Here is a 22,857-nt window from a genome sequence, read left to right as displayed (position 1 = left end):
GTTTCCTGAGTGATGAAACAGGACGAACGGTCCCAAGGTTCTTTGCGGACGGACGAGTCACCTTCCTCTCGCCTCGGGGTCCGGGTCCCGCAAGCGACCGCCCCCGCGGTCGAGGCCAGGGCGGCGGTGGCAAGATCGGCAAGGTCGCTCGACTGAGAGGAAGACATGCGCTATCGCACTCTGGGCGCCACCGGCACGGTGGTGTCGACCCTGTGTCTGGGCACGATGACCTTCGGCGCGGAGACCGACGAGGCGGGCAGCTTCGCCCAGCTGGACCGGTTCGTGGAGGCCGGCGGCACGTTCATCGACACCGCCGACGTCTATTCCGCCGGGGTCTCCGAGGAGATCGTCGGCCGCTGGTTGGCCGCGCGGCCCGGCGTGCGCGACCGGTTGGTCATCGCCACCAAGGGGCGGTTCCCGATGGGCCCGGGGGCGAACGACGCCGGCCTGTCCCGGGTGCACCTCACCCGTGCCCTGGACGCCAGCCTCCGGCGACTCGGCGTCGAGGCCGTCGACCTCTACCAGGCGCACGCCTGGGACCCGCTGACCCCGCTGCCGGAGACGCTGCGGTTCTTCGACGACGCGGTCCGCGCGGGCAAGATCCGCTACGCGGGGGTCAGCAACTTCACCGGTTGGCAGTTGCAGAAGGCCGCCCTGCTCAGCCAGCACCTCAACCTCGCCCCGATCGTAACCCTGCAGCCGCAGTACAACCTGCTGGCCCGGGAGATCGAGTTCGAGTTGGTGCCGGTCTGTGAGAACGAGGGCATCGGCATCCTGCCGTGGTCGCCGCTGGGCGGTGGCTGGCTGAGCGGCAAGTACCGGCGGGACAGCACGCCCACCGGGGCCACCCGACTCGGCGAGAATCCGCAGCGCGGCGTCGAGGCGTACGCGGGCCGCAACGCCCAGGACCGCACCTGGCGGGTGATCGACGCGGTCGGCCAGGTTGCCGGCGAGCGGGGCGTGTCCATGTCCGCGGTGTCGCTCGCCTGGCTGGCGGCCCGTCCGGCGGTCACCTCGGTGATCCTCGGGGCGCGCACCACGGCGCAGCTCGACGACAACCTGACCGCCGCGGACCTGGTCCTCGACGCCGAGCAGACCCGGCTGCTGGACGAGGCGAGCGCCCCACCGGTGGGTGACTATCCGTATGGCGCCGCCGGTGTTCAGCAGCGTGGGCGCGACCTGCCCGCCGGCTGACCCGCCCCGCACAATGGGCCGATGACCACGCCCTTCCCCGAGCCCACGAGCCCCGCCGGCAGCCGCACCGAGGTCTTCCTGCGCTACCTGGACTACTTCCGGGAGTCCGTGTTGACCAAGGTGTCGGCGCTGGCCGAGTCGGACCTGCGGCGCAGCGGCCTGCCGTCGGGTTGGACCCCGCTGGAGCTGCTCAAGCACCTGCGGTACGTCGAGCTGCGCTGGATCGAGTGGGGTTTCCAGGGCCGGGACGTCCCCGAGCCGTGGGGTGACCGCCGGGGGGATCGCTGGTACGTCGCCCCGGAGGAGACCCGCTCGGAGCTGGTGGCGGCGCTGCGGGCGCAGGGTGCGCACACCAGCGCGGTGGTGACGGCCCACGACCTGGCGGAGATCGGCGCGCCAGGCCCGCGATGGGACGGCGCCGAACCCGCGTCGCTGGAGCGGGTGCTGTTCCACCTGCTCCAGGAGTACGCCCGCCACCTCGGCCACCTCGACGTCGTGACCGAGCTTGCGGGTGGGCCGACCGGAGAATGATCCGGCGACCGGTCGAACCCGCTCACCGCGCGTCGGCGACGGCGGGTTCGACCGGTCGCGGTGCCGTGGTCGCCGGCCAAGTGAGCTGGCGCACGCCGGGGACCAGCGCGGTGCCGGCGCAGGCGGCCAGGACCAGCAGGCCGGCGACGGCCAGCGGTACGGGTGCCCCGAAGGTGTCCGCGGCCAGGGGCGCCAGGGCGTAACCCAGCGGCACGGCGCCCAGCGACGCCAGCCAGTCGTACGAGGTGACCCGGGCCAGCACCTCGGGCGGGAACTGGTGCTGCACGACGGTCTCCCAGACCGGGTTGAGATAGCCGAGGGCGGTCAAGGCGACCCCGTAGGCGACGATCACCGCCGGGGCAGGCGCGGCGACGGCGAGCAGCAGCAGTGGCGCGGCGTAGCTGGCCAGCCCGAGGTTGGCCAGCAGGACCGGCCGGTGGAGTCGGATCCGCCCGGCCAGCAGCGACCCGGTGAGCATGCCGATCGCGCCGGCCTGCAACAGCAGCACCCAGGTGGCCTCGCCGCCGAGGCGGTCGATGGCGATGGCCGGCCCGAGGGTCATCAGGACGGCGGCGGCGCCGTTCCACACGCCATGCCCGATCAGGCTGGTCCAGAACCAGTCGCGGGCTCGCACCTCGCCGAAGCCGTGCCGCAGGTCGGCGACGACGGAGCGGCGGGGCACCGGCACGTGCCGGATCCGGACCAGCGCGAGCAGCGTGGCGCTGAGCGCGAACGACGCGCTGTCGATGATGAACGCCCAGCCGGGTCCGGCGGCCCAGATGAGTGCGCCGGCCAGCGCCGGGCCGGCGAGCCGGCTGGTGTTGGCGGTGATCCCCATCAGGGCGTTGGCCCGCTGCCGGGCGGCCGGTTCGACGGTGCCGGCCACCAGCGGGGAGGCGGTCGGCATGGCGAACGCCGAGGCGGTGCCGCCGAGCGCCGAGGCCACCACGACGGTGGTCAGCGACGGCTCGCCGCCGAGCAGCTCCACGCCGACCGCGAGCTGGGTCGCGCAGCGGACCAGGTCGGCCAGCAGAGCCACCCGGCGGGCGTCGAACCGGTCGGCAACGACGCCGCCGAGTGGCAGCAGGAGCAGCCGGGGAACCATCGCCGCGGCGAGGACGACGGCGAGCGCGCCGGTCGAACCGGTGGCCCGCAGTACGGCCAGGGCCAGGGCGGCGGGCACCACGGCGTCGCCGACCGCGGAGACGGTCCGGCCCAGGAACAGCAGCCGGAAGGAGCGGGTGCGCAGAGGAGAGGTCACCGATCCAAGGTACTTCGGCATCGAATATTTCGGCAATGAATATTTTGGTGCGGTAAGCTCTGGCGATGAGCACCCACGACTCCGTCGACGGGCACGTCGAGCGCTGGCTGCCCGTCCTGCCCGACCTCGACCCGGACGTCGAAGGGGCGGTGACCCGGATGGGCGTCCTGACCCGTCACCTGCGCACCGTGAAGGAGCGGGTCCTGGTGGATTTCGACCTGCCAGCACACGAGTACGACACGCTGCACGCGCTCGCCGGCCGGCAGGGACGTGCCGCGCCCTCGGAACTCGCCGCGGATCTGGCGATGGCGCCCGCCTCGATCACCGCGCGGGTCGACAGCCTGGTCGAGCGCGGCTTCGTGCGGCGGACCCCGTCCACAGTCGACCGGCGCAGGGTCGATGTGGAGTTCACCGACGCCGGCCGGGCGGCGTGGCACGGGGCGATGGACGTCCGGGGCGCCGAGGAGCACCGGCTGCTCGACGCGCTCACCCCTGCGGAGCGGCGGCTGCTCTCCGACCTGCTGCGCCGGGTGCTGCTCGTCGCCGAGCAACCGGCCGCCTGAGCCCGGACGCACCGGAAAATCGCCTGGCGGTCGGCGTACCGTCGATGAAAGGGTGACCGGCATGACAGCGGACGCTCTGGCCGGGGCCCTGGCCGACGACGGACGCCGGCGGGTCTTCGCGGCCATCGTGCTGGGTGCGGCCGGCGCGGCCCAGATCGCCGAGCGGACCGGCCTGCCGCCGCGGGCGGTGCTCACCGGCGTCCGCCGGCTCACCGACGCGGGCCTGGTGACGGGCCTTGACGGAGCGTTGGTGGCCGACGAGGTGTCGCTGCTGGCGTCGGCGCGCGAGCGTCGTCAGGCGGACGACGCCGAGCCGGCCGACGACCCGGTGCTGCGGACGTTCCTGCGCTCCGGTGTGCTGGTGGGCCTGCCGGCGCAACGCGGTCGGCGGCGGGTCCTGCTGGCGCACATTGCGGAACGGTCGTTCGAGCCGGGAACGCGCTACCCGGAGCGGGCCGTGGACGAGGCGCTCAAGCCGTGGTGCGCCGCCGGCGGGTCGGACCACGCCACGTTGCGCCGCTACCTCATCGACGAGCAGCTCCTCATCCGCGAGCACGGCATCTACCAACGATCCTGATCGTCCGGCCCGCGAACCGTCCCGTCGCGGAGCATGTTGTTAGCCTCCCTGCATGACCTCCTGCTCGCCCGCCGACGGCCCGCCGGACCTGCTGTTCCTGCTCTCCTGGGCAAGTCACGCGCTCCAGACCGAGCACGCCGCCGGCCTGGCCGAGCTGGGCATCTCACCACGGGCGCACTACGTGCTGGCGCAGGCCCGTACCGGGGACCTGACCCAGCGGCAGATCGGCGAACGGTGCGGGGTGGACAAGACCACCATGGTCGTCACCCTCGACCAGTTGGAGCGGGCCGGGCTCGCCGAACGTCGCCCAGCGCCGTCGGATCGACGGGCCCGGCTGGTCGCGGTGACGCCGGCAGGCGAGCAGGTCCTCGAGCGGGCGCAGGATGTCGTGCGGCGCATCCAGGACGAGCTCCTCGCCACGCTGCCCCAGCAGGATCGGGAGGCCTTCCTGCGTGCGCTCACCGCGCTGGTGAACGGTCCGCTGGCCCGCTCCTCCCCGTACGCGCCCGGCGGTCGCTCCGGTTGCTAATCCCGAAGAAGATAGTCTCGTCCGGGACTATCTGATACGGTCGCACTCGTTCGTCCCCTTGACCGAGGAGCCCGTATGAGCGCGACCGCCGAACCATCCGTCACCACCACTGCCACCACGTCGGCACTGCGCCGCCGCACCCTCGGCGTCGCCGCAGCCGTCGTGGCCTGCCTGGCCATCTGGGGAATCGGCGAGGCTGCCGGGGTCGACTACACCGTCGAGAGCCCGGGGCAACCCGCCCTGGTCATCGGGCTTGGCGAGATCTTCGGGATCGCCCTCGGCGCGGCCCTGTTGGGCTGGGCGACGCTGGCCCTGCTGGAGCGGTTCTTCCCCCGCACCGCCCGCCTCATCTGGATCTCGTTGGCCGTCCTGGTGACCCTGCTGTCCTTCGGCCCATTGCTCGGCACCGAGGCCACCGCTGGTGCCAAGCTGGCCCTCGGCGCGATGCACGTGGCCGTGGCTGTCGTGCTGATCGCCCTGTTTCCAGGTCGCCGTCGGTAGCGTCCGGGCCGCAGACGCCGGTCCGGTCCGGACGGTGGACAAAACGCGTTGACCGGGTGCTGATGATCGACAGGTGACCAGCACACTCCAACCCACCTGGGTGACCACCGCAGTCCAGCCCGACCAGCCCGACGCGACACTGCTGCTCCGCGAGTACATGACCGAGATGGTGGTCCGCTACCACCGCCGCCCCGCGCTGCCCGGCGAGGTTGATCTGGCGCTGGCCGAACTGCCCGACGACGACCTGGCGGGTTCGTCCGGCCTGCTCCTGCTCGCCCACCGCGGTGGGGACCTGGCCGGCTGCGCCGGGCTGCGGTGGCAGCCGGGCTGGGCCGAGCTGACCCGGGTGTTCATCCGCCCCGCACATCGCGGCGCCGGTGGGGGCGCCGCGCTGCTGGCCGCCGTCGAGCAGCGGGCTCAGGCGGCCGGGGTGGACCGGATCCGGCTGGACACCCGCAACGACCTGGTCGAGGCCCGCGCCCTGTACGCCCGGCACGGCTACGTCGAGATCCCGGCGTTCTCGCACGGCCCGTACGCCGAGCACTGGTTCGAGAAGCAGCTCGGCTCTCCCGTGCCGGGGGTCGGTGGATAGAGCGCGGCGAGCGCGTGCGCGGTGCCGGCGACAAGCTCACGCAACTCGGCCGGTGCGAGCACCTCGACCTGCGCGCCGAGCTTGAGCATCTCGACGTGGCCGTGCCGGACCGACTCGATCGGCACGGTGGTGACCAACCAGCCGTCCGCGTCCGGAGCGCCGGCGGCGTCGCGCGCCGCCCGACTCATCGCCGGCGGGAAGAGGTGCACCGTCCGCGCCAGCGCCGCCACGGTCATCCGCACCCGTGCCTCGGCGCGATAGACGCTGCTCTCGTAGCGCTCGGTGTGCTCCTGCCAGCAGCCCGCCAGGTCGAAGCCGGGCGGCCGGTCGGCGGGTTCATCCAGCACGGTCAGGTCCAGGATCGCGCCCACCCGGTAGGTGCGTACCTGTCCGGCCGCCGCGGCGACCAGATACCACCGGCCGGCCTTGAGCACCACGCCGAGCGGGTCGAGGGTGCGGGTGACCTCCCGGGGTTGCTGCCACCGCTGGTAGCGCACCCGGATCCGGCGGTCCTCCCACACCGCGCCGGCCAGGGCGGCCAGGTGCGGGGTGGGCTCGGGTTCGCGGAACCAGCTCGGCGCGTCCAGGTGGAACCGTTGCCGGATCCGCCCGCCCCGGTCGGTGAGGTCGCTCGGCAGCGCGGCCCGCAACTTCAGCTCCGCGGTGGCCAGCACCGACCCCAGGCCCAGCTCCGCGGCCGGGCCAGGCACACCGGCCAGGAACAGCGCCTCGGCCTCACCGGCGGTCAGCCCGGTCAGCCGGGTGCGGTAGCCGTCGAGCAGCCGGTACCCGCCGGCCGGGCCGCGCTCGGCGTACACCGGCACCCCGGAGGCGCCCAGGGACTCCACGTCCCGGTACACCGTCCGGACCGACACCTCCAGGGCCTCGGACAGCTCCGCAGCGGTCATCCGCCCCCGCGTCTGCAGGAGCAGCAGCAGGGAGACCAGCCGACTGGCACGCACCGCCCGACGGTAGCCGGCCCGCCGCGCCCCGACACCGACCGGGGCCGGTGGTCTCGGCGCGCCTTCCCGGCCAACCCACCCCGAGCTGAGAGTGTTTTTCACATGGTGTCCTCCGACGCTCCGGTGCTCGCCCGCCCGACAGCCCGACCGGCCCTGCCCGGCGGGCCGGTCGACGTCACCGAGGCGTGGCTGCGCAACCGCCGGTTGTCCGCGCACACCCGCGACGCCTACCGGCGCGACGTCACCGGCTGGCTCAGCTGGTGCACCGGCCGCGACCTGGATCCGCTGCGGGCCAACTTCCTGCACGTCAACGAATACGCCCGTGCCCTGGAGTCCACCCTCGGCGCGCGCAGTGGTCGGCCACTGACCCCGGCGACCGTGGCGCGCCGGCTCTCCGCGCTGTCCAGCTGGTACGACTTCCTCGTCAAGCTCGGCGCGGTGCCGGCCAACCCGGTCGCAGGCGCGGACCGGCCCCGCGTCGACCGGGACCACTCCGCCACGGTCGGGCTCACCCCGGAGGAGGTGGACGCGCTGCTCAGCGCGGCCGACGCCGACACCGGCCCGACGGCCGCCCGCAACCGGGCCGCGATCGCCCTCCTGGCCGACCTGGGTCTGCGCGTCGGCGAGCTGATCTCACTGGACCTCACCGACCTGGGCACCGAGCGCGGGCACCGCAGCGTGCGCTTCGTCGGCAAGGGCGGCAAGCAGCGCCGACGTGCCCTCACCCCCGGCACCGGGTACGCGGTGGACGCCTACCTGGCCCAGCGGGCCGCCGCCACCGGCGTGCCGGTGCCGCAGCTGACCGGGCCGCTGCTGGTCACCGCCAACGGCGCCCGGCTGGACCGGCACTCGGTGTTCCGGATGGTCCGCCGGCTGGCCCGGGCCGCCGGCATCCCGGCCTGGGCGAAACTCTCACCACACTCGCTGCGGCACGCCTTCGCCACCACCGCCCGCTCCGAGGGCGTCCCGTTGGAGGACGTGCAGGACGCGATGGGCCACGCCGACCCCCGTACCACCCGCCGCTACGACCGCGACCGGCACAACCTCGACCGCGACCCGGCGTACGTGGTGTGGGCGGCCCGGTCCCGTCGCCGCGGCTGAGGGTCGTACCCCCGCAATACGGTCGATGGATGAGACACGGTCTGGAGCTTCCCTGCGGCGGCGCCTCCGTCACGGTGTCCACCCTGGTCGAGCTGGGTGAGCTCGCCGAGAGCGCCGGGTGGGACGGGGTGTTCCTGGAGGACTATCTCGTCCACTACTCCGGCGACGACCCGCCCACCTACGACCCGTGGCTGGTGCTCACGGCGATCGCCGTGAGCACCGGTCGGGTGCGGTTGGGCACCACGGTCACCGCGCTGCCCCGGCGCCGCCCGGCGAAGCTGGCCCGTGAGGTGCTCACCCTCGACCACCTCAGCGCGGGGCGCGCCACGGTCGCGGTCGGCGTCGGCGACCCGGGCGACCGAGGCCTGGCCGCGTTCGGCGAGCCGACCGAGGTGGCCGTCCGGGCCGCCATGCTCGACGAGGGTCTCGACCTGCTGACCGGGCTGCTCAGCGGAGCGCCGGTCAGCCACCAGGGCACCCACTACCGCGCGGACGCGGTGGCGCTGCGGCCGCCGCCGGTGCAGTCGCCCCGGGTGCCGGTCTGGGTCGGCGGCAGCACCCAGGCCGGGTCGGTGCGGCGGCGGGCGGCCCGCGCCGACGGCATCGTGCCCTACAAGCTCACCGACACCGACGGGTGGTCCGACTTCACCCCCGATGAGGTACGCGAGCTGGTGGGCACCCTGCCACCCACCCGCGCCGACGGCCAGCCGTTCGACGTGGCGATCGGCGGCCGGAGGCGCCGACCGGACGAATGCGCCGAGCGGGCCTACCTCGGCGAACTCGCCGAGGCAGGCGCCACCTGGTGGTTGGAGTACGTCCCGGTCGGCGACGCGGCGACGATGCGGGCCGCCGTCGCCCGTGGTCCGCTGCGCTGACACGCCGCGCGGCCGTGGGCGCGGGTGCTCAGCCCTGCGGGCGGGGGCAGATGCAGAACGGCTGCCCGATCGGGTCGATGAGCACCACCCACCCGTCGCCGCCGGGCTGGAACTCAGGCTTCGACGCGCCGGCCTCGACGAACTCCTTCTCCGCCGCGGCCAGGTCGTCGACGTAGAGGTCGAGGTGGTAGCGCTTACCACCAGCCGGGTCCGGCCAGGACGGCGGCCGGTATCCCTCGACCAGCCCGAAGCCGATGGAAACGCCACCGCCCTTGATCATGGCGTACTCGGCTTGGCTGTGGGTGATCTCCCAGCCCAGGGCCCGGTGGTAGAACGCGGCGTGCGCGGCCGGGTCGGAGCTGTCCAGGTTGACCATGGCGAGGTCGGCGGTTGTTGTCATGCTGGCAGTCTGCACCGGCGTACCTGCCAACCAGTGTCAGGTACGCCGGTGTTTCTCGCCCGCTCAGCAGAGCAGGTCCAGGTGGTGGTGCGCGTCCTCGGCGATCTCCTCGTGCCGCAGCCAACGCCGCGCCCACAGCCGGGCCGCCAACTCCGCCTGCTCGTCGCCCCACGCGGCGTGCTCGACGAGCAGCGCGGTGGTCAGCGCGTACGCCAGTCGCAGCGCCAGGCCGCGGGCACCGGCGAGCACCGCCTCGGCCCCCGGGTCGGCGGTCACCGCGGTGATGGTGTCGCGGAGCTGCGCGGCGGTCGTGGCCAGCGTGTCGGCCAGCGCCCGGTGACAGTGGCCGGGCCAGATCGACGGCGGCGGCGAGCCGGCTCAGCAGCGGCGCCCCGGCGTCCTCCCGGGTCAACGCGCGCAGCACGTCCAGGGCGAGCACATTGGTGGTGCCCTCCCAGATCGGCAGGACCTGCGCGTCGCGCAGCAGCCGGGGCACGCCGGTGTCCTCCACGTAACCGGCCCCGCCGAAGCTCTCCACGTACTCACTGGCGGAACCGACGGCGAGCCGGCCGGTGGCCAGCTTCGCCAGCGGCGCCACGATGCGCAGCTCCGCCGCGGCCGCCGGGTCGCCGCCGACCTCGACCCGGCCGAGCAGCGCGAACGAATGCCCGGCCAGGGCGAACGCACCCGCCGCGTCGACCGCGAGGGTGCCCAGGGTGGCCCGGTGCAGCGGCGAGGACGCCAGCGCGCCGCCGGCGACGTGACGCGCGTCGGCGTACGCCCGGGCGTACGCCAGCCCGCGCCGCATCCCCCCGGCCGCCGCGGCGGCGTTGTGCACCCGGGTCACCACGACCAGGGTCATCGCCCGGACCAGGCCGGGTACCGTCGGGTCGCCCAGCGGCACGGCGTACGCGTCGTGCAGGCCGATCTCGGCGGTGGGCAGCGCCCGGGTGCCGAGCTTGTCCTTGAGCCGGTGCACGGTGACGCCCGGCGCCGGCGCGTCCGCCGCGGCGCCGTCGGCCAGGGGCGAGTCGGCCGCGTACCGGGGGACCAGGAACGGGGCGAGTACGCGGCTGCCGCGGCCGGCGCCCTCCGGGCGGGCCAGCGCCACCGCCATCGCCGCGTCGGCGGCGGAACAGAACCACTTCTCCCCGGTCAGCCGCCACGAACCGTCCGCGGCGGGCCGACCCACCGTGCTGGAGCGCCCCAGGTCAGAACCGCCCTGCGACTCGGTCATCCACTGCCCGCTGGTGATGGCCGTGGCCGGGTCCGTGGAGATCAGCCGGGGCAGCCACGCGTCGCGGACCCCGGCGTCGACATCGGGCAGGCTCAGCAGCGCCGCCGCCCCGTCGGCCATCGCCACCGGGCAGGAGAACGTCGCCGACTCCGGGCCGTACAGGTGCAGCAGGGCGTGCTGCACCACCCGCGCGGCCGCACCCCAGGTGCCGCGCGCGTCCGGCAGGTAGGGCAGCGCGACCACGGCGTGCCGGGCGGCGGCGGCACGCTGCGCCTGCCAGCCGGCGGAGGTGTCGATGCGGTCGACGCGGGCGCCCCACGGGTCGTAGCGGACCAGCGTCGGCGGGTGCGCCTCAGCGTCGGCGTGCGCGGCGCGCAGCGGCCCGGTGACGTCGGCGGCCAGGTCGGCCAGGCGCCCCTTCGCGGCGGCGTGCCCGTCCGGGCCGAGGTGGCGTTCCAGCCAGGACCGCAGCAGGGCGTCACCGGCGTACGGGTCGGAGGGGGGTGGTACCGGCTGCACGAAGCGGTTCATCGATCGGCTCCCTGGCACTGCTGTGGGGGTGTGCGACGACGGTAGACGATCCGTGGCCGCCGGGAACAGGGCACAGCAGCCCACCGGTCGCACCCAGTTTCCGACTTGTCGTGCTCGACTGTGACGGAGTTCTCTACGGTCGGTAGTCGTGGGTGCCGGCCAGCCGTACAGCCGACCGGCCCGGCGGCACCGCCCGATGCGCACCGGGCTGGCCTTCGCCGGGATCGGCGTGGCGCTGTGCTGCGTCGGGGTGGCCGGGCTGGCCTCCTGGAACCTGCAGACCGTACGCCAGGCCGCCGGCCCGATCCGGGAGACCGCCGACGGTTTCCTGAGCGAGGTGACCCTCGGCGACAGCGACGGGGCGTACGAGCGGCTCTGCGCGGACGCCCGCAGCCGATGGAGCGCGATCGGCTTCACCAGTTGGGTGCGTACGCCGCCGATGGTGACCGACTACGAGATCACCGACGTGTCGGTGGCGACCAGTGGCGGTCGGCCGCACGGCACGGTGACAGTGAAGTTGACCCGCGACGGCGGGCTCAGCGAGGAACGGCGGCTGCCGGTGGTCCGCGAGGGCGGGGACTGGCGGGTCTGCGGTGACCCCTTCTGAGCCGCCGGTCGCGAGGCCGGTGCGCCCCTGGTTGCTACGCGAGCGTCGGGGGGTGGAGCCGACCACCTCGACGGAGCTCTTCTTCGACCTGGTCTTCATCTTCACCATCACCCAGTTGGCGCATTATCTGATCGAACACGCGGACTGGCGTGGCGCCGCCCGCACTGCGCTGCTGCTGGCGCTGGTCTGGTTCGTGTGGGTCTACACCGCCTGGGTGACGAATTGGCTGCACCCGGACCGGGCGCCGGTGCGGGCACTCCTGATCGGGCTGATGCTGGGCAGCCTGCTGCTGTCGGCAGCGATCCCCGGGGCGTTCGCCGGTACCGGCCTGCTCTTCGCCCTGGTGTACGTGACGGTGCAGGTGGGCCGCACCCTGTTCGCGCTGTGGGCGGTGCGGGGCCATCCGTTGCTGGTCGACGGGTTTCAGAAGACGCTGCCGTGGTTCGCCGGGACGTCGGCGCTGTGGTGCTCGGAGGACTGGGTGGCGAGGGTGTCCGCGAGGCGCTGTGGGCGACGGCGATCGTGTGTGACGTGGTTGGCCTGTCGATCGGGTATCCCGTGCCCGGTCTGGGGCGTACCCGCGCCGAGCGGTGGGAGGTGGAGGGCGGGCACCTGGCTGAGCGGTGCCAGGCGTTCATCCTCATCGCCCTGGGCGAGTCGATCCTGGTCACCGGGAGCACCCTCGCGCAGCAGCTGAGCGTGGTGACCTCCGGGGCGTTCGTGCTGGCGTTCGCCGGGTCGGTGGCGCTGTGGTGGGTGTACTTCGCCCGCTCGGCCTCGGCGGCGACGGAGGTCGTGGTCCGCGCCGGTGAGCGCACCGGCGGGTTGAGTCGGGTGGCGTTCAACTATCTGCACCCGGTGATGGTCGCTGGCATCGTCGTCACCTCGGCGGGCGACGAGCGGCTGCTGCACGAGCCCGGCGCGCCCGCCGACACTGTCGCCGCGCTGTTCATCCTGGGCGGTCCGGCGCTGTTCCTCGCCGGGCACGCCGCCTACCGGGCGGTGCTGTGGCGGGCCCGGCCGACCAGCCGGATCGGGGCGGTGGCGCTGCTGCTGGCACTCGTACCGGTGAGCGTGGAACTGGAGGCGCCGGTGGCGGTGTGCGCGGCGGCGGCGTTGGTGGTGACCGTCGCGGTCATCCTGGTCGACCGACGCCGGGCCGGCGGAGAGCGCCGGGCCGCGGCAGCCGCCCGAGACGACCGGGCGTGACCGCTGCTGGTCAGTCGCGGGGGCCGAGGTCGCCGCTGCGGTAGTGCCGCCGGCAGAGCACCTGGTAGCGCACCTCGGCGGTGTCGACCGTGTCGCCGATGACGACCTGCGCGCCCTCGCGGACCACCCGGCCGTCGACCACCCGGGCGTTGAGCAGCCCTTCCCGGCCGCACCAGCAGAGCACCTCGACCTGGATGCGGGCCACCTCGTCGGCCAGCTCGAACAGCCGCTGGGTGGCGGGGAACAGGCAGGACCGGAAGTCGGTGGCCAGGCCGAACGCGAACACGTCCACGTCGTAGCTGTCGACCAGCTCAGCCATCTGCTCGACGTGCTCGACGGTGTAGAAGCACGCCTCGTCGCAGATCAGGTAGTCGACGCGTTCCCCCTCGGCCCACCGGCCCCGGACCAGGGCCCGCAGGTCCAGGTCGTCGGTGACCTCGATCGCCTCGTGCGCCAGACCGATGCGGGTGGTGACCTGTGGGCCCAGCGACCGGTCGATGCGGGTGGTGACCAGCCCGCGCCGGCCCTGCCGGGCGTGGTTGTAGTTCATCTGCAGCGCCATGGTGGACTTGCCGCAGTCCATCGGCCCCCAGAAGAACTTCAACGCCGCGGCGTGCACCGGACGCCCGTCGAGCCCCCGCGCCGCCGCGCACCCGGCCGGAGCGTGCGGCTGGCCGGGGAACGGGTGGGCCAGGCAGGTCGGGGCGGCAGCGGCGTCGTCGGTCACGGTCGGGCAGCCTATCTGATCGACCAGGGCCGATCAGCCCGGCGCGGGCGGGGTCAGAGCACCCGGGGCGGGGTGTTCCCGGCCGCGACGATGGCCCGGCGGATCGGCACGGCCAGAAGGAGCAGGAACCCGACCACGAAGAAGATCAGGAGGGAGACCAGGCCCACTCGGTAGGAGGCGGTGAGCTGGAACACCAGGCCGAAGGCGAGGGGGCCGAGCCAGCTGGTGCCCTTGTCGCTGATCTCGTAGAAGCCGTAGTACTCGCCCTCCTTGCCGGCCGGGATGAGCTGGCTGAACAGCGACCGGCTCAGCGCCTGGCTGCCGCCCAGGACCAGGCCGATGGCCGCGCCGAGGACCATGAACGGCACCGGCGCCTCGGCGGGCAGCCGGAAAGCGCCGATGATCACACCGGTCCAGAGCACGAGGCTGAGCAGCACCGTTTTCCAGGCGCCGATGAGCCGGGCCAGCGCGCCGAGGCTCAGCGCGCCACCGAAGGCGAGGAACTGCACCAGCAGGATGGTGATGATCAGGGTGCTCTGCTCCAGCCGCAGCTCCTCGGTGCCGTACTGGCTGGCGAGGGTGATGACGGTCTGGATGCCGTCGTTGTAGACCAGGAACGCGAGCAGGAAGAACAGCGTCAGCGGGTACGCCTTGACCTCACGCAGGGTGCGGCCGAGCTGCCGGAACCCGTCGGTGAGCACGTTGCCGCCGCGGGCCAGCGCCGCCGCGGTGGGGCGTTCACGTAGCCAGCGCAGCGGCACCAGGGTGAACGCCGCCCACCACACGCCGGCGGACACGATCGACCAGCGGGCCAGGTCCAGGGTGCGCTGCGGGTTGTCGTCCTCGCTGAGCAGGGTGACCGCGACCAGGTTGAACGCCAGCAGCAGGCCGCCGCCGAGGTAGCCCAGCGCCCAGCCTCGGCTGGAGATGCCGTCGCGCTCGTCGGGGCCGCCGAGCTGTGGCAGGAACGAGTTGTACACCACGATGGCCGCGCCGAAGGAGATGTTGGCGACCAGGAACAGCGCCCCGCCGAGCAGGTACCGGTCGCCGGTGACGAAGGCCATCGCCATGGTCGCGCCGGCGCCGGTGAACGCCGCGCCGCCGAGCAGCCGCTTCTTGTGCGCCGACCGGTCGGCGATCGCGCCGATGATCGGCAGCACGAACACGGTGAGAAACACCGACAGCGAGATCAGGTACGGGTAGTACGAGCCGGCGGCCACCCGGATGCCCAGCGGGTGCACGTAGCCGTCGCAACTGTCCGCGCCCAGCTCGCAGCCGGCGGCCAGCTCGGCGACGGTGGTGAGGAACGGGCCGAGGAACACCGTGATGACGGTGGTCTGGAAGGCGGAGTTGGCCCAGTCGTAGATGTACCAGCCGCGCCGCTCGCGGCGGGTGCTCGCCGGGGGCGGGGTGTCGTCCACCGTGGGGGTCACGGTCGAGGCCATCGGGGGTCCTTGATGGTCAGGCGGCCCAGTGGCCGCGGCTGCGGTAGACGTCGCGCAGCACGCCGACGTGATCGGTCATGATGCCATCCACGCCACGATCCAGTAAGTCGTGCATCTGGGCTGGTTCGTCGATCGTCCAGACATGCACCTGCAGGCCGAGTCGGTGGCAGTAGTCGAGGAACCGGCGGTCCACGACCGGCACCCGACCGTAGTGCGGTGGCACCTGTGCGGCGACCACCGACGGGGGCAGCCGCAGCCGGCGGCCGTGCAGCGAGGCCAGGCGCAGCCGGGCCACCCCGCGCATGCCGAGGCTGGTGGCGACCCGCCCGTCGGTGAGGGCGCGCAGCCGGGTCAGCCGGGCGTCGCTGAACGAGGCGAGCAGCACCCGGTCGCCGGCGCCGGCCCGGGTCACCGTGGCCACCGTCGGCTCGACGCCGCCGTCAGCCTTCACGTCGACGTTGAAGCGGACCTGCGGCCACGCGCCAAGCACCTCGTCGAGCCGGGGTACGACGGCGGCCCCGCCGACGCGTACCGAGGCGAGGTCGGCCCAGCGCAGGTCGGCGATGCGCCCCGGTTCGCCGGTGATCCGGCGCAGCGTCGGGTCGTGGAAGATCACCGCCACCCCGTCGGCGGTGGCGTGCACGTCGGTCTCCACGTACCGGTAGCCGAGCCCGACGGCACGGGCGAACGCCTCGGTGGTGTTCTCGTCGCCCTCGGCGGCGCCGCCGCGGTGGGCGAACGCCAGCGGCCCGGGCGCGTCCAGGTAGCCGAATCGGGTCAGCACGCGACGCAGTATGCCCGCCGCCGATGGATCGTGGGTGACCTGTCGGCGAAGATCAGGCCCGTGCCACGGGGGCGTCAGGGAGTTCGTCGAGCACCTGCCGTCCGGCGGCTGGTTCGTCGCCTGGCGGCTCTGGTGCCGGGCCCGGTTGGTGGCCCCGCCCGCAGCGGTGGCAGGCGCCCCGCCGGCGCAGGTGGTAGGCGATCGTGGCGGCGCCGAGTCCGGCCCCCCACACCGTCCAGAAGAGGCTCGGGACGTACAGGGCCCAGGTGCCCCGGGCTTCGCTTGTCCAGAGCAACATCAGGCCAGCCGGAATGATCGTCACAGCGACGATCGACGCCGGGACGACGGCGAGGGCGGGCGGGACCCGTTTGCCGGCCTTGAACCAGATCCAGCGGGGATAAACCTCCCCCCATCGGGCCACCAGACCGTGGGTGAGCACACCCCCCAGCGCCGACGCGACCGCGCAGCCTAGCCCGACCTCAAGCATCCCCGGCGTGTCCTGCATCATCCGCAGGAAGTCCCGGCTGATGCCGAGGGGATAGCCGAGGTACCAGGCGATCCTGGTGACCTCGTAGGGCAACGGCGCAAGGCAGGCGACCGCGACGGCCCACCGGCCCCACCGCAGCAGCGTCTGCCGTGACGGGCCACGGCCGTCTCCGTGGCGGCGGCCGCAGTGTGCGCAGGCGGCCCGGACCCGCCGCTGGTAGGCGAGGGTGGCAGCGGCCCACAGCAGGCCGCCGACGAACACGATGATCAGGTTCGTCCGGTGCCAGTACAGGATGTCACCGATGCCGCCCTGGTCACCTGGTACGCCGGTGAAGGCGAAGACCAACAGCAGCGGCGCGAACGCCACCAGGACGATCATGGTGTAGTCGGGGATGACCAGGGTCAACCCGACCGCCGCCACCCATCCGAAGACAACCAGCGCCGCCGACAGGTGACCAGGCCGGGCGCGCCGCGTCATGATCCACGCGACGACCGCACCGAGCAGCCCGAGCGCGGCGATGACCGGGGCGACGACCTCGGCGCGGCTGCCTTCCAGGATGGACCCCGACGCGCGTGCCGGGTCGATCGGCGCGAACGGGAACCCGTCACCTCCGGCCGTCCAGTACAGCCCCAATCCGCCGTACAGCAGCGAGAAGCCCGCGGCGGCGTATCCGGACCAGGTCGGCCAGTGCCTCCACCAGAGCCACAGCATGGTCACCGGGCCCGGTCTCCGGCGTCGGGAAGCTCGGCGGCCGTTTGGCTCTGCTCAGCGCCATACACGGCATATCCGCCAGTGAGAACCGGGTACCGGGGCCGCTGGGGGAGTTCCGGAGGGAGGTCCGTCTCGGGATCGAGGCAGTGTGTGGGTGGCCGCTCGGTCCCGTTCTGCGCCTGAGCGTCGACGATCACATCCGGCCGCGTCCCGCCGTCGATAATCTTCACGTAGTAGCCGTGGTTCTTCGCCGTCCCTTCGCCCTCCGGCACGATCGCGGTGAACAACGCGACGTTCCCGGCGACCTTCAGACACGTCACGTCGGCCCGTCCCTGCGCGACTAGTGTGCCGTCCGCTCGCTCGTGCCGGTAAAGGAACTGGCCGTGCGCTGATCCGTCCGCGGCCGAAACCGCCGAGACGCCGAACCAGATCCGGTGCCTAACCACGTTGGGCTCGTCGTACACGAAATGTCCCATCCCGGCGACCACCGACCACCCGGCTGCGGCGGTCTTCGGCTCGGACTGCTGGGCCCACGCCACCGAGGGCCACGCCGCGACCACCACGGCTGCCACCGCCCCCAACACCGTCGTACGCGAACCAGAGATGAACATGTCACTCCTTTGAGCAAGCGGTTGGCTGACGTGAACCAGCATCACCACATGCCCAGGCGACCTCATCCCCCCGCCGAGCCAGCCGCATCCCTCAGCCAGGGGAACCGACGCCAAGCGCACGTGCCGCGCGGAAAGGGGTGGCCGCCGGGGGCCGTGGAAGGCGGGGTGTCCGGGGCGCGGGCATGCCCGGTCTCCGTGAACTCCGCCTCGCCGGTCAGTTGTCCGGCCGGCACCGCCGACCCGGTCAGCGCCGCAGGAGCCGGATCGTCTCGTCCCAGAGGAGTTCGGCGTTCTTGTCGTCGATGGCGTACGGGAGCACGCCGCTCATGCCGTCGGCCCGCTCGGCGATGACCAGGGCCTCGTTGCCGTCCTCGAAGTAGCGTCCGGTCACGCCGTCGACCTCGGGGGAGGCGGCCAGCAGGACCGAGGTGGCCGCGCCCTGCTGCGGGGTCTTCCAGCCTGGTGGCACCTCCAGGCGGTTGCCCTGCTCGTCCACCGCACCGACGTAGCGCAGTTGCGCGTCGTCGAGGTGCCGTTGCAGGTTGGTCATGATGCCGCCGGGGTGCAGGGCGTTGGCCGTGACCCCGTCGACGGCCCACTGTCGGGCCAGGGCGACGGTGAACAGGATGGTCGCGGTCTTCGACTGGCCGTACGCCGACCAGGCCTCGTAGGGCCGGTCGGTGAAGTGGATGTCGTCGAAATCGACCGGGGACTGCTGGTGGGCCGAGGAGCTGACGACGACGATCCGGGCGCCCTGCGCAGCGGCGAGCGCGTCGTGCAGGCCCAGGGTCAGCGCGGCGTGACCGAGGTGGTTGATGGCGAACTGGGCCTCCCAGCCCTCGGTGGTCCTGGTCAGCTCCGGCAGGGCCATGACGCCGGCGTTGTTGACCAGGATGTGCAGCGGGCCCGTCCAGGTATTGACGAAGGCGTCGAGGGAGGTGCGATCGGCCAGGTCGAGCCGGGCGACCCGGACCGCGCCGTGCGCCCCGCCCGCCGTGATGTCGGCTGCGGCGCGCTCGCCGGCGACGGTGTCGCGGACGGCCAGCGTCACCTCGGCGCCGGCGTTGGCCAGCGCCCGGACGGTCTCCAGGCCGATCCCGGACGCGCCGCCGGTGACCACGGCCCGCCGGCCGCTGAGGTCGACGCCGCCGATCACCTCAGCGGCGGTCGACCGGGCGGAGTAAGGGGTGATGATTCGTGACATTTCGGAACTCCTTGGACGCAGGGATGCAGCGTGAGGGTGCGGTGGGGTGGGCGGCGGGTCAGCCCGCGGCGCGGCAGATCAGCCGCAGGGCCCGGCGGATCCGGTCGCGGAACTCGTCCCTGGTGGCCGAGGTCGATTTCCAGGTCAACGCGGCGGAGAAGAGCAGGTCCATCACGTCGTCCGCCGTCAGGCCACCGTCGAGCAGGCCGGGCGGGGCGAGAGCGTCGACGTGGGCGCGCAGTGCCGCCCGGGCCCGCTCCTGGTAGTCGTGGAACATCGAGCCCAACTGGGGCCCGCTGTTCTCGAGCAGCTCGTTGAGGTCGCGGGCCACCTGGGTGTCGATGTACGGGCCCATCAGCGCATCCAGCCCCGCCACGATCCGCTCGTCGAAGCTCAGCGCCTGGTCGCCGAAGCGCGCCTGCATGGCCTGCTGGGCGCGTTCCATGACGCCCTGCATGGTGGCGCGGTACAGCTGCTCCTTGGTGGGGAACATCAGGTACAGGCCCGGCCGGGAGATGCCGGCCGCCTTGGCGACCGCCTCCATCGACGTCTTCTGGAACCCGTAGCGCCCGAACACCCCGACCGCCGCTGCAAGGACAGCGGCGCGCTTCGGGTCTTCGTGCTCCATCTCCACGCTGCTCACGTTAGACAGCGTAGACAGGTTTCGGAAATCTGTCTAACCCGTCAGGTCATCCGAGCCGGCGGCGGTGGGACCTGCTGGGGTCGCTCGGGCGGCTGGGGTCGATGTGTCGAGGCCGGTCGGGTTCGTCGGGGCGCAGCGGGGCGAGGCTGTCGGTGAGCGCGTCGATGATCTGGTCGGTGGCCCGGCGGGCGGCGCCGGGGCCGCTGGCGGCTGCCTCGTGCAGGTCGATGGGTGCGCCGAAGTGCACCCGGATCACCGGACGGCGCCACAGCGCGCGGGCGACGCCGCGCAGCATGCCCCGGGGCGCGCGGTAGGGCAGCACCTCGTGGGCGCCCCACTGGGCGACCGGGATGACCGGGGCGGCGCAGGCCAGGGCGAGCCGCGCGGCGCCGGTCTTGCCGCGTTCGGGCCATATGCCGGGGTCGAGGCTGATGCGCCCCTCCGGGTAGATGAGGATCACCGATCCTCCCGCGACGGCGGCGGTGGCGGCCTCCAGGGCCCGGTGCACCGCATCGGTGCCCCGGTCGACGCGGATGTGCCCGGCGTGGCGCATGAGGGAGCCGAACACCGGGGCGCGGAACAGCCCGGCGGTCGCCATGATCCGGGGGGCGATGCCGCGGGTCTGGCAGGCGGCGGCCATCACCACGGGGTCGAACGGGCTGATGTGGTTGGCGGCCAGCACCAGCGGTCCGCGGCGCAGGTGCGCGGGGACGTCGCCGGTGACCTCGAGGCGGGCCACCAGGCCGACCAGGGCTCGGGCCAGCAGTTGGGCGGCGCGCCAGATCAGCGGCGGTTGCCAGGGGGAGTGCGCGGTGTCCATCAGCGCGCCATCGTCGCACGCGCGAGCGGTGCCGCGAGGGCGGGTCGGCCGGTTGCCGCCGGGCCCGGCGGCCCGGGTGATCAAGGTCATTGGTCCCGGGCCGGTTCGGGCCGCCCGACCCTGCCCGCTCCTCTACGACGAGCAGTAGTATTTACTACGTCTCGTAGTACGACATGGCTGGGGGTTCCAGGTGGACGCGTTGGACGTCGCCCGATGGCAGTTCGGTGTCACCACCGTCTACCACTTTCTCTTCGTTCCGCTGACCATCGGCCTGTCCGTGCTGGTGGCGATCCTGCAGACGTTGTGGCACCGCACCGGCAACGAGCGTTACCTCAAGCTCACCAAGTTCTACGGCAAGCTCTTCCTCATCAACTTCGCGATGGGCGTGGTCACCGGCATCGTGCAGGAGTTCCAGTTCGGCATGAACTGGAGCGACTACTCCCGCTTCGTCGGCGACATCTTCGGCGCGCCCCTGGCCATCGAGGCGCTGGTCGCGTTCTTCCTCGAATCCACCTTCATCGGCCTGTGGATCTTCGGCTGGGACCGGCTGCCCAAGCGAGCACACCTGGCCAGCATCTGGGCCGCCGCGATCGGCACGAACCTCAGCGCGTACTTCATCCTCGCCGCGAACTCGTTCATGCAGAACCCGGTCGGCTACAAGGTCAACCCGGACACCGGCCGCGCCGAGCTGACCGACTTCCCGGCCGTGCTGACCAACAAGGTCGCCCTGATCACCTTCCCGCACACCCTGGCCGGCTCGTTCCTGGTCGCCGGGTCGCTGGTCGCCGCCGTCGGCCTGTGGCACCTGATCCGCAACCGCGACTCCGCCGACACCGGCGCCTACCGCTTCGCTGCGAAGTTCGGTTCCTGGGTGGTCCTGGTCGCCTCCGCCGCCGTGCTGTTCACCGGCGACATCCAGGGCAAGATCATGACCGAGGTCCAGCCGATGAAGATGGCCGCCGCCGAGGGCCTCTACACCACCGAGAGCCCCGCCTCGTTCTCCGTGCTCACCGTCGGCAGCCTCGACGGCAGCCGCGAGGTGCTCGCCATCAAGATCCCGTACCTGCTGTCGTACCTGGGCACCGGCGACCCCCACGGCACCGTGCACGGCATCAACGACCTCCAGGCCCAGTACGCCACCCAGTACGGCGCCGGCAGCTACACCCCGATCATCCCGGTCACCTACTGGAGCTTCCGCTTCATGATCGCCTTCGGGATGGCCGCCGCCGCGATCGCCCTGCTGGTGCTCTGGAGCCAGCGCAAGGGCCGCACGCCCACCAGCAGGTGGCTGCTGCGCGCCGGGATGGTCATGCCGGTGCTGCCGCTGCTGGCCAACTCCTTCGGCTGGATCTTCACCGAGATGGGCCGCCAGCCGTGGATCGTCTTCGGCGAGATGCTCACCCGCAACGGCGTGTCCCGCAGCGTCTCGCTGGCCGAGGTGCTCACCTCGTTCACCGCCTTCACGCTGATCTACGCCACCCTCGCGGTGATCGAGGTCAAGCTCCTGCTGCGCTACGCCCGCGCCGGCGTACCCGACGTCACCGAGACGCCCCCGTCCGACGACACCGACGACGCCGAGCGTCCGCTCGCCTTCGCCTACTGATCACCGGAGCCTGCCGTGGACCTCACCACCATCTGGTTTCTCCTCATCGCCGTGCTCTTCACCGGCTACTTCATCCTGGAGGGCTTCGACTTCGGCGTGGGCATGCTGCTGCCCGTGCTCGGCCGCGACGACCGGGAACGACGGGTCCTGATCAACACGATCGGCCCGGTCTGGGACGGCAACGAGGTGTGGCTGATCACCGCCGGCGGCGCGATGTTCGCCGCCTTCCCCGAGTGGTACGCCACCCTCTTCTCCGGCTTCTACCTGCCGCTGCTGCTGATCCTGCTGGCCCTGATCGGCCGCGGGGTGGCCTTCGAGTACCGGCACAAGCGCCCCGAGGTGTCCTGGAAGCGTCGCTGGGACGCGGCGATCGTGGTCGGCTCGCTGCTGCCGGCGTTCCTGTGGGGCGTCGCCTTCGCCAACATCCTGCGCGGTGTGCCGCTGGACGCCGAGCACGAGTACGTCGGTGGCCTGGTCGACCTGCTGCACCCGTACGCCCTGCTCGGTGGCGCGACCACCCTGGCGCTGTTCGTCACCCACGGCGCGGTGTTCATCGCCCTGAAGACCGCCGGCGAGATCCGCGAGCGCGCCAGCGCCCTCGCGGTGCGCCTCGGCGTCGGTGCCGCCGTGCTCGCGGTGGGCTTCCTGGCCTGGACGCTGAGCATCCGCTCCAGCGCGGCCGCCGTCGTGCTCGCCGTCGGCGCGGCCCTCGCCCTGCTCGGTGGCCTCGCCGCCGCCCGGGTACGCCGGGAGGGCTGGGCGTTCACCGGCACCGCCGTGGCGATCGGGCTGGCGGTGGCGACCCTGTTCGCGGCGCTGTTCCCGAACGTGCTGCCCTCCACCCTGGACGCGGCGGGCACGTTGACCGCCACCAACGCCGCCTCCACCCCCTACACCCTGAAGATCATGACCTGGGTGGCGGTGATCTTCACCCCGGTCGTGCTGGCCTACCAAGGCTGGACCTACTGGGTGTTCCGCAAGCGGATCGGCGTGGCCAACATCCCGCAGCACTGACCGCCGGGGCGGGGGGGGGGGGGGGGCCCCCCCCCCCCCCCCCGGCGGGGGGGCCCCCCCCCCCCCCCCCCCCCCGGGGGGGGGCGGGCCCCCCCCCCCCCCCCGCCCCCCCCCCCCCCCCCCCCCCCCCCCCCCCCC

Annotated in this window: 24 protein-coding genes and 2 pseudogenes; 13 read left to right on the top strand and 13 right to left on the bottom strand. The window is 72.9% G+C overall.

Translation table 11 applies throughout. The features are described 5' to 3' along the window. The first annotated feature begins 165 nt into the window (after nt 1-165). Both ACFYPS_RS03770 and ACFYPS_RS03765 read left to right on the top strand, forming a co-directional pair. Nucleotides 166-1,194: an aldo/keto reductase gene (locus tag ACFYPS_RS03770; protein ID WP_354965188.1), complete on the top strand. Its 1,029-nt coding sequence runs from the start codon at nt 166-168 to the stop codon at nt 1,192-1,194. A gap of 21 nt (nt 1,195-1,215) precedes the next feature. Next, nucleotides 1,216-1,725 carry a DUF664 domain-containing protein gene (locus tag ACFYPS_RS03765; protein ID WP_354965187.1) on the top strand — a complete coding sequence of 170 codons (510 nt, stop codon included), beginning with the start codon at nt 1,216-1,218 and terminating at the stop codon, nt 1,723-1,725. Nucleotides 1,726-1,747: 22 nt separating this feature from the next. Here ACFYPS_RS03765 and ACFYPS_RS03760 read toward each other — a convergent pair whose 3' ends face one another. Next, nucleotides 1,748-2,986, bottom strand: coding sequence for an MFS transporter (locus tag ACFYPS_RS03760; RefSeq protein ID WP_354965186.1), 1,239 nt, complete (start codon nt 2,984-2,986; stop codon nt 1,748-1,750). Nucleotides 2,987-3,051: 65 nt separating this feature from the next. Between ACFYPS_RS03760 and ACFYPS_RS03755 the strand changes: the two genes are divergently transcribed. From ACFYPS_RS03755 to ACFYPS_RS03735, 5 genes are all read left to right on the top strand, one after another. Further along, nucleotides 3,052-3,549, top strand: coding sequence for a MarR family transcriptional regulator (locus tag ACFYPS_RS03755; RefSeq protein WP_354965185.1), 498 nt, complete (start codon nt 3,052-3,054; stop codon nt 3,547-3,549). Between the two features lie 61 nt (nt 3,550-3,610). Next, complete coding sequence (locus ACFYPS_RS03750) at nt 3,611-4,126, top strand: DUF2087 domain-containing protein (protein WP_354965184.1); 516 nt, start codon at nt 3,611-3,613, stop codon at nt 4,124-4,126. Nucleotides 4,127-4,178: 52 nt separating this feature from the next. Continuing rightward, nucleotides 4,179-4,655, top strand: coding sequence for a MarR family winged helix-turn-helix transcriptional regulator (locus ACFYPS_RS03745; RefSeq protein WP_354965183.1), 477 nt, complete (start codon nt 4,179-4,181; stop codon nt 4,653-4,655). 75 nt (nt 4,656-4,730) lie between these two features. Beyond that, the gene (locus ACFYPS_RS03740; protein WP_354965182.1) at nt 4,731-5,156 is read left to right on the top strand and encodes a DUF6069 family protein; all 426 of its coding nucleotides are present in this window, start codon (nt 4,731-4,733) and stop codon (nt 5,154-5,156) included. Between the two features lie 73 nt (nt 5,157-5,229). Further along, complete coding sequence (locus tag ACFYPS_RS03735) at nt 5,230-5,748, top strand: GNAT family N-acetyltransferase (protein ID WP_354965181.1); 519 nt, start codon at nt 5,230-5,232, stop codon at nt 5,746-5,748. Here the strand turns inward: ACFYPS_RS03735 and ACFYPS_RS03730 are convergent. After that, on the bottom strand, nt 5,655-6,710 hold the full coding sequence (locus tag ACFYPS_RS03730; RefSeq protein ID WP_354965180.1) for a YafY family protein: 1,056 nt from the start codon (nt 6,708-6,710) through the stop codon (nt 5,655-5,657). The genes ACFYPS_RS03735 and ACFYPS_RS03730 overlap by 94 nt on opposite strands. Before the next feature lie 102 nt (nt 6,711-6,812). Here ACFYPS_RS03730 and ACFYPS_RS03725 point away from each other — a divergent pair, with 102 nt between their 5' ends. Together ACFYPS_RS03725 and ACFYPS_RS03720 are read left to right on the top strand one after the other, a co-directional pair. Further along, nucleotides 6,813-7,811: a tyrosine-type recombinase/integrase gene (locus tag ACFYPS_RS03725; protein WP_354965179.1), complete on the top strand. Its 999-nt coding sequence runs from the start codon at nt 6,813-6,815 to the stop codon at nt 7,809-7,811. Between the two features lie 29 nt (nt 7,812-7,840). Further along, nucleotides 7,841-8,686 (top strand): LLM class flavin-dependent oxidoreductase, encoded by an 846-nt coding sequence (locus ACFYPS_RS03720; RefSeq protein WP_387322574.1) that lies wholly within the window; start codon nt 7,841-7,843, stop codon nt 8,684-8,686. Between the two features lie 28 nt (nt 8,687-8,714). On the opposite strand, the gene ACFYPS_RS03715 is transcribed toward ACFYPS_RS03720, so the two are convergent. From ACFYPS_RS03715 to ACFYPS_RS03705, 3 genes and pseudogenes are all read right to left on the bottom strand, one after another. Continuing rightward, nucleotides 8,715-9,062 carry a VOC family protein gene (locus ACFYPS_RS03715; protein ID WP_387322825.1) on the bottom strand — a complete coding sequence of 116 codons (348 nt, stop codon included), beginning with the start codon at nt 9,060-9,062 and terminating at the stop codon, nt 8,715-8,717. 87 nt (nt 9,063-9,149) lie between these two features. Next, nucleotides 9,150-9,362 (bottom strand): hypothetical protein, encoded by a 213-nt coding sequence (locus tag ACFYPS_RS03710; RefSeq protein ID WP_387322823.1) that lies wholly within the window; start codon nt 9,360-9,362, stop codon nt 9,150-9,152. A gap of 145 nt (nt 9,363-9,507) precedes the next feature. Next, nucleotides 9,508-10,854 (bottom strand): annotated as a pseudogene (locus ACFYPS_RS03705) (acyl-CoA dehydrogenase family protein); the annotation flags it as partial. Nucleotides 10,855-11,002: 148 nt separating this feature from the next. Here ACFYPS_RS03705 and ACFYPS_RS03700 point away from each other — a divergent pair. Then, nucleotides 11,003-11,461, top strand: a complete 459-nt coding sequence (locus tag ACFYPS_RS03700; RefSeq protein ID WP_354965175.1) for a hypothetical protein — start codon at nt 11,003-11,005, stop codon at nt 11,459-11,461. Continuing rightward, nucleotides 11,448-12,670 (top strand): annotated as a pseudogene (locus ACFYPS_RS03695) (low temperature requirement protein A). The gene ACFYPS_RS03700 and the pseudogene ACFYPS_RS03695 overlap by 14 nt, the downstream one beginning before the upstream one ends. A gap of 10 nt (nt 12,671-12,680) precedes the next feature. Here the strand turns inward: ACFYPS_RS03695 and ACFYPS_RS03690 are convergent. From ACFYPS_RS03690 to ACFYPS_RS03655, 8 genes are all read right to left on the bottom strand, one after another. Then, nucleotides 12,681-13,397 carry a thymidine kinase gene (locus ACFYPS_RS03690; protein ID WP_121652894.1) on the bottom strand — a complete coding sequence of 239 codons (717 nt, stop codon included), beginning with the start codon at nt 13,395-13,397 and terminating at the stop codon, nt 12,681-12,683. A 53-nt stretch (nt 13,398-13,450) separates the two neighbouring features. Continuing rightward, the gene (locus tag ACFYPS_RS03685) at nt 13,451-14,842 is read right to left on the bottom strand and encodes an MFS transporter (RefSeq protein ID WP_354965173.1); all 1,392 of its coding nucleotides are present in this window, start codon (nt 14,840-14,842) and stop codon (nt 13,451-13,453) included. Between the two features lie 16 nt (nt 14,843-14,858). Beyond that, nucleotides 14,859-15,626 carry a glycerophosphodiester phosphodiesterase gene (locus ACFYPS_RS03680; protein WP_354965172.1) on the bottom strand — a complete coding sequence of 256 codons (768 nt, stop codon included), beginning with the start codon at nt 15,624-15,626 and terminating at the stop codon, nt 14,859-14,861. A gap of 52 nt (nt 15,627-15,678) precedes the next feature. Continuing rightward, a complete protein-coding gene (locus ACFYPS_RS03675) occupies nt 15,679-16,824 on the bottom strand; it encodes an NYN domain-containing protein (protein WP_387322821.1) in 1,146 nt (381 codons plus the stop codon). A 2-nt stretch (nt 16,825-16,826) separates the two neighbouring features. After that, nucleotides 16,827-17,396, bottom strand: a complete 570-nt coding sequence (locus ACFYPS_RS03670) for a hypothetical protein (RefSeq protein WP_387322571.1) — start codon at nt 17,394-17,396, stop codon at nt 16,827-16,829. Nucleotides 17,397-17,679: 283 nt separating this feature from the next. Continuing rightward, nucleotides 17,680-18,639 (bottom strand): SDR family NAD(P)-dependent oxidoreductase, encoded by a 960-nt coding sequence (locus ACFYPS_RS03665; protein WP_354965170.1) that lies wholly within the window; start codon nt 18,637-18,639, stop codon nt 17,680-17,682. A 58-nt stretch (nt 18,640-18,697) separates the two neighbouring features. Then, the gene (locus ACFYPS_RS03660) at nt 18,698-19,282 is read right to left on the bottom strand and encodes a TetR/AcrR family transcriptional regulator (protein WP_354965169.1); all 585 of its coding nucleotides are present in this window, start codon (nt 19,280-19,282) and stop codon (nt 18,698-18,700) included. A 46-nt stretch (nt 19,283-19,328) separates the two neighbouring features. Then, nucleotides 19,329-20,102, bottom strand: a complete 774-nt coding sequence (locus ACFYPS_RS03655) for a lysophospholipid acyltransferase family protein (protein ID WP_387322819.1) — start codon at nt 20,100-20,102, stop codon at nt 19,329-19,331. A 190-nt stretch (nt 20,103-20,292) separates the two neighbouring features. On the opposite strand from ACFYPS_RS03655, the gene ACFYPS_RS03650 reads away from it, so the two are divergent. Together ACFYPS_RS03650 and cydB are read left to right on the top strand one after the other, a co-directional pair. Beyond that, nucleotides 20,293-21,705, top strand: coding sequence for a cytochrome ubiquinol oxidase subunit I (locus ACFYPS_RS03650; RefSeq protein WP_354965168.1), 1,413 nt, complete (start codon nt 20,293-20,295; stop codon nt 21,703-21,705). 15 nt (nt 21,706-21,720) lie between these two features. Then, nucleotides 21,721-22,719, top strand: coding sequence for a cytochrome d ubiquinol oxidase subunit II (gene cydB, locus ACFYPS_RS03645; protein ID WP_354965167.1), 999 nt, complete (start codon nt 21,721-21,723; stop codon nt 22,717-22,719). The last annotated feature ends 138 nt before the right edge of the window (nt 22,720-22,857 follow it).

This window comes from Micromonospora sp. NPDC005087, from assembly GCF_042872965.1.
Taxonomy (GTDB): Bacteria; Actinomycetota; Actinomycetes; order Mycobacteriales; family Micromonosporaceae; genus Micromonospora.
This window is presented reverse-complemented; position numbering and strand designations above follow the sequence as displayed.